Genomic DNA, 12330 nt, shown 5'->3' on the forward strand with positions numbered 1-12330 from the left:
GAATAGGATCGAACCCATGCGCATCCACCTCGGAACGGACCACGCCGGCCTCGAGTTCAACAAGACCCTCGCCACCCACCTGACGGAGGCCGGGCACGAGGTGGTGGACCACGGTCCGACCGAGTACGACGCGCTCGACGACTACCCCTCGTTCTGCATCAACGCCGCGCACGCCGTGGTGCAGGACCAGCGTGCGGGCGTCCAGGCGCTCGGTGTCGTGTTCGGGGGGTCCGGCAACGGCGAGCAGATCGCCGCGAACAAGGTCGAGGGCGTCCGCGCCGCGCTCGTGTGGAACGAGTCCACCGCGCTCCTCGCCCGCCAGCACAACGACGCCAACGTCATCTCGATCGGCGCCCGCCAGCACACCGAGGACGAAGCGATCCGGTTCGTCGACCTGTTCATCGCCGAGCCGTTCTCGGGCGAGGAGCGTCACGCCCGCCGCATCGCGCAGCTCGCCGAGTACGAGACCACCGGCCTGATCGCCGGCAAGCAGATCGACCAGTAAGGCCGAGTAGACAAGAGCAATGCCCGAGGGTCACTCCGTCCACCGCATCGCCAACCAGTTCACCCGGCACTTCGTCGGCAAACGCTGCGAGGTGTCGAGTCCGCAGGGACGGTTCGCCGCCGGCGCCGCCCAGCTCGACGGCACGCGCATGGTCGCCGCCCGGGCCGTCGGCAAGCAGATGTTCCTCGAGTTCGAGGGCGATCGGTTCCTGCGCGTCCACCTCGGCCTCTACGGGGCGTGGGACTTCGCGGGGGACCTCTCCACCGCCGGGGCGCTGTCGGACGACGACGGCGAGGAGTCCCTGACGTCGATCGGCGCTCCCCGTCTCGCCCGCTACCGGATGGCCGAGCAGGAGAAGGTCGAGGACCCGATCGAGGCGTTCCCGCCGGACCCCGTCGGACAGGTGCGCGTGCGGCTGCTCACCGAGGACACCGTCGCCGACCTGCGCGGCCCGACGGCGTGCGTCGTCGAGGACCCGGCCGGCGTGCAGAAGGCGCTCGACAAGCTCGGCCCGGACCCGATCAACGACGACGGCCCCGAGGCCGAGAAGACCTTCGTCGACAACGTCCGGAAGCGGAACGTCGCGATCGGGCAGCTGCTCATGGACCAGGCCGTCGTGAGCGGCATCGGCAACATCTACCGCGCCGAGCTGCTGTTCCGGCAGCGCATCGACCCCTACAAGCCGGGCAAGCAGCTCACCGTCAAGCAGGCGAAGGCGCTCTGGCACGACTGGTCGAAGCTCCTGCACGAGGGTGTCCGCGACGGCCTCATGCTGACCATGGACGGCCTGTCGAAGAGCGAGCACGCGAAGGCCGTCCGGTCCCGGAAGGACCGGCACTGGGTGTACCACCGTCAGGGCGAACCCTGCCGGGTGTGCGGCACCGAGATCCGGATGGCCGACATGGCCGGCCGCAAGCTCTACTGGTGCCCGAAGGACCAGAAGTAGCGCGGGTCAGACGTCGCGGTACGTGAACCGTCCGGCGATCGCGGTCGCCAGCACCCGTGCTCGCCGGAGCTGCCCGGACCCGGTCGCCGCGAGCGGGTCCGCCTCGAGCAGCACGAGGTCCGCGACGTCGCCGACGGCCACCCCGACCCGACCGCCCTCGGTCGACCCGCGCCAGGCCGTCAGCACGCCGAGGCGCTCGGCCGGGTGCCACGGTTCGCGGCCGTCCCGGTCGCGTCCGACGGCCGCGGCCATCGACACCCACGGGTCGAGCGGCGCGACCGGTGCGTCCGAGCCGAGCAGCAGCCGGGCACCGGCACGGTCGAGGGACGCGAACGGGAACGCCCGCTCGGTCATCCCGGCCCAGTAGCGGTCGGCGATGTCGCGGTCGTCCATCGCGTGCTCGGGCTGCACCGACGCGGCCACCCCGAGCCGTGCGAACCGCTCCAGGTCGGTGTCCGCCAGCAACTGCGCGTGCTCGATCGTGCCGCGTGCGCCGACGGCCTCGAAGACGTCGAGCGCGAGGGTGTTCGCCCGGTCGCCGATCGCGTGCACCGCGGGGACGAGTCCGGCGTCGACCGCCCGACGGACCATCGCCACGAGGTCCTCGAACGACCACACGAGCACGCCGTCGCCGGAGGCCGTCGCCGCCGTCCGGGTGCCGAGCGAGCCGTCGGTGATCACCTTGAACGGTCCCGTCCGGACGAGCCCGCGGGTGCCCTCGACGACGTCGCCGGTGCGGAGTCCCCGTCGGATCGCGGCGTCGAGGTCGGCCGGGTAGACCCCCGAGTCGACGCGGAGGCCGTCCGTGCCGGCCTGCACACGACGGGTCCAGCGGTCGAGTCCGAAGGTCATCTCGAGGTCGGTCACCCGGGTCACGCCGCGGGCGGCGGCCGCCTCGACGGCGTCGGCGACGAAGCCGTCGAGCACCTCGTCCGGCACGCGGGAGAGCGCGCCGGTCACGTCGAACGCGTCCTGCTCGCGGAGCACCCCGTCGTCACCGGCGACGAGCGGGCGGCCGACGACGCCGGAGAAGTGCTCCAGCGCGGCGGCGTTGCACCAGACGGCGTGCAGGTCACCGCTGATGACGACGATCGGGAGGCGCGGCTCGATCCGGTCGAGCAGCGCACGTCGTGCAGGGCGGGGCCACATCCCGTCGCGGTAGCCGTGGCCGATCAGGACGCGGTCCGCCACACCGGTGCGTGCCACCTCCGCCAGCAGGTCGGCGGTCGCCTCCGCCGAGTCGCAGGCCGACACGTCGACGCGACGGCGGACGAGGGCCCACTGGTCGAAGTGCACGTGGTGGTCGACGAGTCCGGGGCCGAGCCAGGCGCCGGCCGTCTCGACGACGTCGGTGTCGGCGTCCGTGGGGTCGAGCGTGCCGGCCGGCGCGATCGCGGTGACCAGCCCGTCGACGATCCGGACGTCGGACGGGGCGCCGGACGTGCCCACCCGTCGGACGGTGCGGAGCAGGACCTCGTTCACCGCGCCTCCTGGGCTGCCGCGCGTGCCGCGTAGGCGCGCTCCATCTCGTCGGCGAGTGCCGGCGAGGCGTACGGACCGTCGCCGCGCAGCCCCGCGACGATCCGGTCCACCACCTCCGGTGCCTTGTTCTGGGAGAGCTTCGCGCGGGCGTCGAACCGGGTGACCCGGATGCGGATCCCGACGGTGCCCTTCGCCATCCGGCGTGCCGTCTCCTCGTCGACCTCGAGGGAGACCGGCTCCGGCATCACCCGCTCGAAGTGGTCGACGAGTTCGCCGAGGACGCGGAAGTTCTCCTCGTCGGACAGGATCTCCGGCGTGCCCCAGCAGTGCGCCGTCACGTGGTTCCAGGTCGGCACGAACTGCTCCGGCGGGTACCAGGCGGGCGAGACGTAGCCGTGCGGGCCCTGGAACACGACGAGCACCTCGTGTCGACCGAGTTCGTGGGCCACCTCGTCCGGGCGGCCGACGTGCGACACGAGGACGAGCTCGTCGGGGTCGGCAGCGTCGCCCGCTGCGGGCGTCTCGAGCAGGAACGGGTAGTGCGACGCGACCAGCCCGGCCTCGGTGTGCGAGACGATCGTCGCCCACGGGTTGCCCCCGATGAGGCGTCGCACCTCGTCGACGTCGGTCATCAGGAAGTGCGGTGTGTGTCGCATGCCCGCCAGCGTGGCACACGCGGTGACCACGGCGCGAGGGCCGCCGTTTCCGGTGTGTTTCAGAACGGTAAAGCTTTCAGAGATCACTGAAAGAAGTCTTGTGTTCGGGTTTCCGCCGGGCCTAGCTTCTCGGTCAACGACGACCGGGCCGGACCCGGGAGCGGGACTCGAGGAGCACACATGCGACGCAGGACGATCGCCGCGCTGGCTGCAGCAGCCACGCTGGCGCTGGTGGCCACGGGCTGTTCGGCCACCGGGAACGCGGACGACCAGGCCGGCTCCGGCGGGAGCCTCGTCTACGCCACCGGCGAGCCCGACCACCTCACACCGGGTCGCCAGACCGTGGCCTTCACCCAGGTGCTCAGCCTGTTCGCGCCGCTCACCGAGACCGACTCGAAGGGGAAGCTCCACGACGTCGCCGCGAAGAGCGTGGAGTCGACCGACAACACCACGTGGACGATCACCCTCCGCGACGGGTGGACGTTCCAGAACGGCGAGGAGGTCACGCCGGAGAGCTACGTCAAGGCGTGGAACCACACCGCCTACGGCCCGAACGCGTGGGAGAACAGCGGGGAGCTCGCCGCGATCGTCGGCTACGAGGACCTCAACCCGGCGTCCGGAACGCCGAAGACGAAGGAGATGTCGGGACTCAAGGTGACCGGGAAGGACACCTTCACCGTGACGCTCGACCACGCGGACAGCCAGTTCCCGCTCCAGCTCAGCCAGGCGCAGACCGCGTTCTACCCGATGCCCGAGGCCGCGTACGAGGACCTCAAGGCCTACGACGCGAAGCCGATCGGCAACGGCCCCTACGAGATGACCGAGGCGTGGAAGGCGAACCAGCCGTTCACCGTCACCGCGTGGAAGGGCTACGAGGGCACGAAGGCGAAGACGAAGGACGTCACGTTCAAGAGCTACTCCGACATGAACACCGCGTACACCGACGTCCTCGCGGGCAACGCCGACGTCCTCTTCCTGCCGGCCGACAAGATGACGAGCGCCGGCGCGGACTTCGGCGACCGCCTGCACTCCTTCGACGCCCCCGGCATCGACTACCTCGGCTTCCCGCTCTGGGACGAGCGCTACTCGGACCCCGACGTGCGCCGGGCGATCTCGATGTCGATCAACCGCAAGCAGGTCAACAAGGCGATCTACGGTGGGCTGTACGAACCCGCCACGGCGCTGACCCCGCCGAACATGTCCGGGACCGAGGAGGGCATCTGCGGCGAGGCGTGCGAGTTCTCGCCGACGAAGGCCAAGGCGCTGCTCGCGAAGGCCGGCGGATTCGACGGCACCATCACCCTCGTCTACCCCGGCGGCAACGGCCTCGACTCGCTCTACCAGGCGTACGCGAACCAGATCCGGCAGAACCTCGGCGTCGACACCGTCGCGAAGGCCACCACCGACTGGGCCTCGTACTACTCCGAGCTCACCGACAAGAAGATCGAAGGGCCGCACTTCGGGCACTGGGGCGCGCTCTACGCCAGCCAGCAGAACACCCTCCGCGCACTGTTCACCTCCGCGGGTGGCTGCGCCCCCTGCACCGGGTACTACCAGTCGGACGAGGTCGACCAGCTCCTCGCGAAGGCGGACTCCGCCGGCTCGCAGGACGAGGCGAACGACTACTACGCCCAGACGCAGAAGGCCGTGCTCGAGGACTTCCCGATCGTCCCGACGTTCTTCGACAAGTACTCGTACGTGGTGAGCGACAAGATCGCCTCGCTGCCCGCGGTCGACGGCAGCCCGGTCGTCCCCGCGATCACCGTCAAGTAGGGACCGGCACCACCGCATGGACCAGCGCACCATCCTCCGCCTCGTCGCCGAGGTCCCCGAGCACGAGGGCTTCCCGCTCGTCGACGACCTGCACGCCCGGTTCGACGCGCTCGCCGCGGCCCATCCGGAGCAGGTCACCGTCACCCGGATCGGCACCAGTCGGCTCGGCGAGCCACTCCACTCCTACCGCATCGGTTCCGGGTCGCACGCCGCCGTCGTCGTCGGCGGCGTGCACCCGAACGAACCGATCGGCTCGTGGACGGCGCTGCACCTCGCCGAGACGATGGTCGGCGACGAGGCGACGGCCCGGGCACTGGACACGACGTGGCACATCGTCCCGACGATCGACCCGGACGGCATGCGGTTGAACGAGGCGTGGTTCCGCGACCCGTTCGACCGGGCCTGGTACGCGCGGCACTTCTACCGTCCGGCACCGGACAGCCAGGTGGAGTGGACGTTCCCGAACAGCTACCGGTCGGTGTACTTCGACCAGGTGCTGCCGGAGACCCTGGCGTTCATGCGGCTCATCGACGACACCCGGCCGGACCTGCTCGTGTCGCTGCACAACGGCGAGATGGGCGGGGTCTACTACTACCTGTCCGAGGACCTGCCGGACGTGATCGACACCCTGCACGCGGTGCCGGCCTCGCTGGGGCTCCCGCTGGACACGGGTGAGCCGGAGTCGCCGTACCTGCGGGAGCTCGCCCCGGCGGTGTTCGCGATGGACGGCATCGAGACGGCGTACGACTACCTCGAGGGCCTCGGCGTCGACCCCGGCGAGCACATCCACGGGGCGTCCAGCGCCGCGTGGGCGATGCGCCACGGTGCGCTGTGCATGGTCGCCGAGCTGCCGTTCTGGAGCCACCCGGACGCCGACGACCAGACCCCGACGTCGGAGTCCTACGCGGATCTGCTCCGCCGCTGCGCCGACGACCTCGGTGCGTCGGGCGCGGAACTGCAGGAGATCCTCGACGACGCCTCGCCGATGCTCACGATCGAGTCACCGTTCCTCGAGGGGTCCCGCGCGTTCATCCCGATGATCGCCGGGATGACCGACACCGACCGGGCCCGCGCCGACCGTGAGCCCGCGGACCGGACGGCCACCGTCGCCGAGCGGTTCGGCTGCGAGGACCTGGTGCGCTGCTTCCGCCTGCGGTACGGCGGGATGCTGCTCCGGGCACTCGAGGCCGAGACGACCGCGGGGACCGCGCCCGCGCCGCTGCGGCGGCTCCGCGACCGCCTCGCGGAGCGGTACGCGACCTGGCAGGCCGACGAGGCGACCGGCGCTGAGCCGATCCCGATCAGCAAGCTGGTGGGGGTGCAGTTCGGCGCGATCCTCGCCTGCGCGAGTCACGTCGCCGAAGGCGACGACGGCAGGCACGGCGCGGGGCCGACCCGCGCCTCCCGTCCGTCCCTCGCGACGTCCGTGCCAGGAGGCGCGTGATGCGCCCGGCGCTCGCCGTCGGTCGCCGGGTCGGTGGCCTGGTCGTCGTCTTCCTCGGGGTGACCTTCCTCATCTACGCGATGACGTTCGCGCTGCCGGGAGACCCCATCAAGGCGCTCGGCGGCGACCGGCCGCTCAGCGACGCCGTCGTCCGGGCGCTGCGCGCCGAGTACCACCTCGACCAGCCGCTGTGGTTGCAGTACGTGCAGTACCTCGCGGGGCTGTTCCGAGGCGACTTCGGCACGGACTTCAGCGGCCAGTCCGTCGGCCAGCAGATGGCCTCGCGCTGGCCGGTCACCATCACGCTCGCGCTGACGGCCTGGGCGATCGAGATCCTGCTCGGCATCGGGCTCGGCGTGGTCTCGGCCCTCCGCCGAGGAACCGTCCTCGACAAGACGGTCCTGGTCGGGACGATCGTGGTCGGTGCCGTCCCCGTCTTCGTGCTCGGCGTCGCGCTGCAGCTCGTGTTCTCGGTCCGGCTCCACTGGTTCCCGGTCGCGGGCGCCACGGCGGGGTGGCCGACGGCCTACGTGCTGCCGGCGTTCGTGATCGCACTGTTCGGTCTCGCGGCGGTGTCCCGGCTGACACGGACGTCGATGATCGAGACGCTCGACGCGGACTTCGTGCGGACCGCCCGGGCGAAGGGACTCGCTCCGGGACGGATCGTCGGCGTGCACGTGATGCGCAACTCGCTCATCCCGACGGCGACCTACCTCGCCACGGACCTGGGCTACCTGATGGGCGGGACCGTGATCATCGAGGGCATCTTCAACCTCCCCGGTGTCGGGAACCTGCTGTTCCAGGGCATCCGGTCGCACGAAGGGGCCGTCGTCGTCGGCATCTCGACGGCACTCATCCTGGTGTTCCTCGTCACGAGCGTGCTCGTCGACCTGCTGCACGCCGCCCTCGACCCGCACGTCCGGACAGGAGCCTCCGCATGACCACCTCCGCGATCGGCGCGACCGTCCCGTCGTCCGTCGTCACGAAGCGGCGTCCCCTGCGTGCGGCCGTCCGTCGTCCGGGGTTCTGGCTGCCGGCCGGGGTCCTCGCCGTCGTCGTGCTCGTCGCCGTCTTCCCGGGGTTCTTCGCCGGCTTCTTCGGCCACGGCGACCCGCGGGTGTGCGACCTCGGTCGGAGCGGCGCGTCGCCGACCGGCGGTCACCCGTTCGGCTTCGACCTGCAGGGCTGCGACGTGTACGCCAACGTGGTCTACGGGACGCGGTCGTCGATCGCCGTCGCCGTGCTCACCACGGTCCTCGCCGGGGTCGTCGCCGTCGTTGTCGGCACCGTCGCGGGCATGGTCGGCGGCTGGGTCGACGCGGTGCTCGCGCGGCTCACCGACGTGTTCCTCGGCTTCCCGTTCCTGCTCGGCGCCGTCGTCGTCCTGAACAGCGTTGGGGAGCGCTCGGTGCTGACGGTCTCGCTCGTGCTCGCGCTGTTCGGCTGGCCGACGATGGCCCGGCTCGTGCGGTCGAGCGTGCGGAGCGTCCGGAACGCCGAGTTCGTGCTCGCCGCGCGGACGATGGGGCTCTCCACGTGGCGGATCACGACGCGGTACGTCCTGCCGTCCTCGATCTCGCCCCTGCTCGTGCTCGCGACGATCACCGTCGGCGGCGTCATCGTGTCGGAGTCGTCCTTGACGTACCTCGGCATCGGGCTCGAGAGTCCGGCGATCTCGTGGGGGCTGCAGCTCTCCGCCGCGACGAGCCAGTTCCTCCGAGCGCCGCACATGCTCATCGCGCCCGCGGTGTTCCTCGCCGTGACGGTGCTCTGCGTCATCGCGCTCGGGGACACGCTCCGCGCCGCGCTCGACCCACGACGGCGCTGATCCGTCAGACTCGACCCACCGCCCCTCGAAAGGACCACCGTGACAGACACCCTCGCCGCCTACCGGAAGACCCTGCCCTACATCCACGAGTGGGTGTCGTACAAGGTGTGGCAGCTCCGCGTCCCCGGCGTGCAGGTCGCGATCGGGTACGGCAACGAGGTCCTCTTCGACGAGGCCTGGGGCTACGCGGACGTCGAGGCCGGGCGACGCCTCACCACCACCGATCTGTTCCGCATCGCCTCGCACTCGAAGACCTTCACCGCCACCGCGCTCCTGCAGCTCGCCGAGCGTGGGTCGCTGCGGCTCGACGACACGGTGGGCACGTACCTCCCGGCGCTCGTCGACGGGGGCTCGCCCCTCGCCGACGCCACGATCCGGGAGCTCATGGAGATGGGGGCCGGCGTGATCCGGGACGGTCACGACGGCGACTACTGGTCGCTGCTCCGGCCCTTCCCGGACGAACAAGAACTCCTCGCGCTCGTCCTCGACCGCGGGCAGAAGGTGCCCACCGGATCGTCGTTCAACTACTCGAACCTCGGGTACTCCCTGCTCGGACTCGTCATCGCCGCGGTGTCCGGTCGGTCGTACAACGACTTCGTCCGCGAGTCGATCACCGAACCGCTCGGCCTGCGGAACACCGGGCCCGACTGGGACGCCGCGCGCGCCGACGACTTCGTGGTCGGGTACACCGGGTTCCACGTCGCTCGGCAGCGTCGGCGGATCGACCACGTCGACACCCGCGCGATGGCAGCGGCGACGGGCTTCCACGGCACCGCCTCCGACCTCGTCCGGTACTTCTCGCAGCACGTCATCGGGCAGGGCACCCTGCTCGACGACCACTCGAAGCGGCTCGCGCAGCGCAAGGCGTGGAGCGCGACGGACGACCCCGCGGCGCGCGGCTACGGTGCCGGGTTCATCGTCGACCGGATCGGTGGCCGGGAGATCCGCGGCCACTCCGGCGGCTTCCCCGGGCACATCACGCAGTCGATGTTCGACCCGGCCTCCGGTCTCGTCGTCTCGGTGCTCACCAGCGCCGCGGCCGGCCCGGCGACGCTCATCGCCACCGCGATCATCCGGATGCTCGACGCCGCGGCGGACGACGACGCCCCCGGGACGCCGGTACCCGACGACGTCGACACCGACACGTTCACGGGCCGCTTCGCGAACCCGTGGGGCGTCACCGACATCGCCCGGATCGGGGACCGACTCGTCGAGGTCGACCCGTCGGGCCCCGAGCCGCTCGACACCCCGACCCGGCTCGAGGTCGTCGACGCCGACACGCTCCGGATGACCCACGGCAACCGCTTCGGGTCGATCGACGAGGACATCACCTACGAGCGCGATGCCGACGGCACCGTGGTGTCGATCCGCGGAGCCGGCGGCATGAGCGAGGAACCCTGGACGATCCCGTCCGAGCGACCCGAGGTCGCGGCTGGACTGGCACCGTGAGCGGCGACGACCGCGCCGGTGTCCGCGCGCACACCGACGAGCACCCCGTCGACGACGTCGTCCTCGAACCGGAGCGGCAGACCTTCGTCGAGGAGTTCGCCCTCATGCTCAACGACGCCGCGGGCATGCCCCTCACCGACGCCCGGGTGCTCGGGTACCTCATGATGACGCGCGCTCCGCACTCGTCGTCCGCCGACCTGCAGGCCGCTCTCGGCGCCAGCTCGGGCTCGGTGTCGATGGCGACCAGGCGGCTCGTCGACTCCGGCTTCGTGAAGCGGCACACCGTCCCCGGCGAGCGCAGCCACTACTTCCGCGCCGAGGCCGACGTGTGGGGGTCCTGGCTCGCGAGCGAGCGGAAGTACCTCGACCGCCAGCGCGACATCATCGGCCACGGTCTCGCCGTCGTCGAGGCGGCGGGCCGGACCGGTTCCGGCGACGTCGACGCCGAGGTCCGCGAGCGCCTGCTCAACGGCCGCGACTACATGCAGTGGCTGCAGGGCTACCACCGCAAGATGCTCGAGGAGTGGGAGGCGTTCAAGGACGCCCGTGACCACCCCGACCGATCGGAGACCCCATGAGCGACGTCCTCACCGTCGAGCACCTCAGCGTCACGTTCGACGTCGACGGCACCGTGGTCCGCGCGGTCGACGACGCCTCGTTCACCGTCGGTCGCGGCGAGGTGGTCGCCGTCGTCGGCGAGTCCGGCTCCGGCAAGAGCATGACCGCTATGACGGCGATGGGCATCGCCCCGGACGGCGCACGTGCCACCGGCAGCATCCGCCTCGGTGACCTCGAGGTCCTCGGCGCCGACGAGCGCACCCTCCGAGCGGCACGTGGCCGCCGGGTCTCGATGATCTTCCAAGACCCGTCCGCCGCACTGAACCCGGTCTTCACGGTCGGGTTCCAGCTCGCGGAGGCCGTCCGTCGCGCCGAGGACGGCCTCGACCGTGCCGCGGTGCGGGAACGGTCGCTCGACCTCCTCCGCGCCGTCGAGGTCCCGGAGCCCGAACGCCGACTCGGCCAGTACCCGCACGAACTCTCCGGCGGCCAGTGCCAGCGCGTCATGATCGCGATGGCGCTCGCGGCCGACCCGGACCTCCTCATCGCGGACGAGCCGACGACCGCGCTCGACGTGACCGTGCAGGCCGAGGTCCTCGACGTCCTCCGCCGGCTGCGCGAACGCACCGGGACCGCGATCCTGCTCATCACGCACGACATGGGCGTCGTGGCGGACATCGCCGACCGCGTGGTGGTCATGCGCCGCGGAAGCGTCGTCGAGACCGGCTCGGCGAGCACGGTCTTCGCCGCACCCGCCGCCGACTACACGCGCGAACTCCTCGCCGCCGTCCCGCGGATGGGCACCGGTGCGGTCCAGGAGGCGCGGGTCGACCCCGCCGCGGAGGTCGCCACACCCGTCCTGGACGTCCGGCACCTCGTGGTCGAGTACGGCGGAGCACTCCGTGGGCGCTTCCGTGCGGTCGACGACGTGTCGTTCACCGTCGGCCGGGGAGAGATCGTCGGCCTGGTCGGGGAGTCCGGCAGCGGCAAGACCACCATCGGCCGAGCCGCCGTCGGACTCGCACCGATCACCGCGGGCGCCGTCCTCGTCGAGGGGACGGACGTGGCGGGCGCGCACCGTGCCTCCCGGCGTGCCATGCGCCGTCGCGTCGGCGTCGTCTTCCAGAACCCGCTGCGTTCCCTGAACCCGCGGTACACGGTCGGGCAGACGGTCGCCGAACCGCTCCGGCAGATCCTCGGTCTGCCCGCGGACGAGGTCCGGGAGCGGGTGGAGCGCCTGCTCGCGGACGTCGGGCTCGACGGCGGCTTCCGCGAGCGCTTCCCGCACGAGCTCTCCGGCGGCCAGCGGCAGCGCGTCGCGATCGCCCGTGCCGTCGCGTTGGACCCCGCGCTGCTCATCGCGGACGAGCCCACCAGCGCGCTCGACGTCTCGGTTCAGGCACGGGTGCTCGACGTCTTCCGGGAGCTCCAGGAACGACTCGGGTTCGCCTGCCTCTTCGTCACGCACGACCTGGCCGTGGTGGACACGCTCTGCGACCGGGTCGTGGTGCTGCACGGCGGACGGGTCGCCGAGCAGGGGAGCCGCGACGCGATCCTGCGCGCGCCGCAGGACCCGTACACGCGGCGGCTCATCCAGGCGGCACCCGTGCCGGACCCGGTCGAGCAGGCCGCGCGTCGCTCCGAACGGCTGGCGTCGCTCGGCGCGTGAGCCCCGCGCGACCGCACGTT

General features: G+C 71.5%; 11 protein-coding genes. 9 read left to right on the top strand and 2 right to left on the bottom strand.

Annotation, left to right across the window (positions count from 1 at the left end; genetic code table 11):
• The first annotated feature begins 16 nt into the window (after positions 1-16).
• Positions 17-505 carry a ribose-5-phosphate isomerase gene (locus tag JSX79_RS02475; RefSeq protein WP_070416594.1) on the top strand — a complete coding sequence of 163 codons (489 nt, stop codon included), beginning with the start codon at positions 17-19 and terminating at the stop codon, positions 503-505.
• A gap of 19 nt (positions 506-524) precedes the next feature.
• Positions 525-1451, top strand: coding sequence for an Fpg/Nei family DNA glycosylase (locus tag JSX79_RS02480; protein ID WP_070416593.1), 927 nt, complete (start codon positions 525-527; stop codon positions 1449-1451).
• A gap of 6 nt (positions 1452-1457) precedes the next feature.
• On the opposite strand, the gene JSX79_RS02485 is transcribed toward JSX79_RS02480, so the two are convergent.
• Together JSX79_RS02485 and JSX79_RS02490 are read right to left on the bottom strand one after the other, a co-directional pair.
• Positions 1458-2933, bottom strand: a complete 1476-nt coding sequence (locus tag JSX79_RS02485) for an amidohydrolase (protein ID WP_229085060.1) — start codon at positions 2931-2933, stop codon at positions 1458-1460.
• The gene (locus tag JSX79_RS02490; RefSeq protein ID WP_229085061.1) at positions 2930-3589 is read right to left on the bottom strand and encodes an FMN-binding negative transcriptional regulator; all 660 of its coding nucleotides are present in this window, start codon (positions 3587-3589) and stop codon (positions 2930-2932) included. Before JSX79_RS02490 ends, JSX79_RS02485 begins: the two co-directional genes overlap by 4 nt.
• Positions 3590-3769: 180 nt before the next feature.
• Between JSX79_RS02490 and JSX79_RS02495 the strand changes: the two genes are divergently transcribed.
• From JSX79_RS02495 to JSX79_RS02525, 7 genes are read left to right on the top strand one after another with little or no spacing between them, the layout of a single operon-like run.
• The gene (locus JSX79_RS02495) at positions 3770-5362 is read left to right on the top strand and encodes an ABC transporter substrate-binding protein (protein ID WP_229085062.1); all 1593 of its coding nucleotides are present in this window, start codon (positions 3770-3772) and stop codon (positions 5360-5362) included.
• Positions 5363-5378: 16 nt separating this feature from the next.
• Positions 5379-6806 (top strand): M14 family zinc carboxypeptidase, encoded by a 1428-nt coding sequence (locus JSX79_RS02500; RefSeq protein ID WP_229085063.1) that lies wholly within the window; start codon positions 5379-5381, stop codon positions 6804-6806.
• Positions 6806-7747 carry an ABC transporter permease gene (locus tag JSX79_RS02505; RefSeq protein WP_229085064.1) on the top strand — a complete coding sequence of 314 codons (942 nt, stop codon included), beginning with the start codon at positions 6806-6808 and terminating at the stop codon, positions 7745-7747. The genes JSX79_RS02500 and JSX79_RS02505 overlap by 1 nt, the downstream gene beginning before the upstream one ends.
• Positions 7744-8634: an ABC transporter permease gene (locus JSX79_RS02510; RefSeq protein ID WP_092384058.1), complete on the top strand. Its 891-nt coding sequence runs from the start codon at positions 7744-7746 to the stop codon at positions 8632-8634. Before JSX79_RS02505 ends, JSX79_RS02510 begins: the two co-directional genes overlap by 4 nt.
• A gap of 39 nt (positions 8635-8673) precedes the next feature.
• Positions 8674-10083 carry a serine hydrolase gene (locus JSX79_RS02515; protein WP_229085065.1) on the top strand — a complete coding sequence of 470 codons (1410 nt, stop codon included), beginning with the start codon at positions 8674-8676 and terminating at the stop codon, positions 10081-10083.
• A complete protein-coding gene (locus tag JSX79_RS02520; RefSeq protein ID WP_092384056.1) occupies positions 10080-10661 on the top strand; it encodes a GbsR/MarR family transcriptional regulator in 582 nt (193 codons plus the stop codon). Before JSX79_RS02515 ends, JSX79_RS02520 begins: the two co-directional genes overlap by 4 nt.
• Positions 10658-12310: an ABC transporter ATP-binding protein gene (locus JSX79_RS02525; RefSeq protein WP_229085066.1), complete on the top strand. Its 1653-nt coding sequence runs from the start codon at positions 10658-10660 to the stop codon at positions 12308-12310. The genes JSX79_RS02520 and JSX79_RS02525 overlap by 4 nt, the downstream gene beginning before the upstream one ends.
• Positions 12311-12330 lie beyond the last annotated feature (20 nt).

The organism is Curtobacterium sp. GD1 (assembly GCF_020882855.1).
GTDB lineage: Bacteria > Actinomycetota > Actinomycetes > Actinomycetales > Microbacteriaceae > Curtobacterium.

Bases quoted from the DNA above. Each gene is read 5' to 3' on its own strand.
- JSX79_RS02475 (WP_070416594.1), top strand. From the start codon at position 17: ATGCGCATCCACCTCGGAACGGACCACGCCGGCCTCGAGTTCAACAAG.
- JSX79_RS02480 (WP_070416593.1), top strand. From the start codon at position 525: ATGCCCGAGGGTCACTCCGTCCACCGCATCGCCAACCAGTTCACCCGG.
- JSX79_RS02490 (WP_229085061.1), bottom strand. From the start codon at position 3,589: ATGCGACACACACCGCACTTCCTGATGACCGACGTCGACGAGGTGCGA.
- JSX79_RS02495 (WP_229085062.1), top strand. From the start codon at position 3,770: ATGCGACGCAGGACGATCGCCGCGCTGGCTGCAGCAGCCACGCTGGCG.
- JSX79_RS02500 (WP_229085063.1), top strand. From the start codon at position 5,379: ATGGACCAGCGCACCATCCTCCGCCTCGTCGCCGAGGTCCCCGAGCAC.
- JSX79_RS02505 (WP_229085064.1), top strand. From the start codon at position 6,806: ATGCGCCCGGCGCTCGCCGTCGGTCGCCGGGTCGGTGGCCTGGTCGTC.
- JSX79_RS02510 (WP_092384058.1), top strand. From the start codon at position 7,744: ATGACCACCTCCGCGATCGGCGCGACCGTCCCGTCGTCCGTCGTCACG.
- JSX79_RS02525 (WP_229085066.1), top strand. From the start codon at position 10,658: ATGAGCGACGTCCTCACCGTCGAGCACCTCAGCGTCACGTTCGACGTC.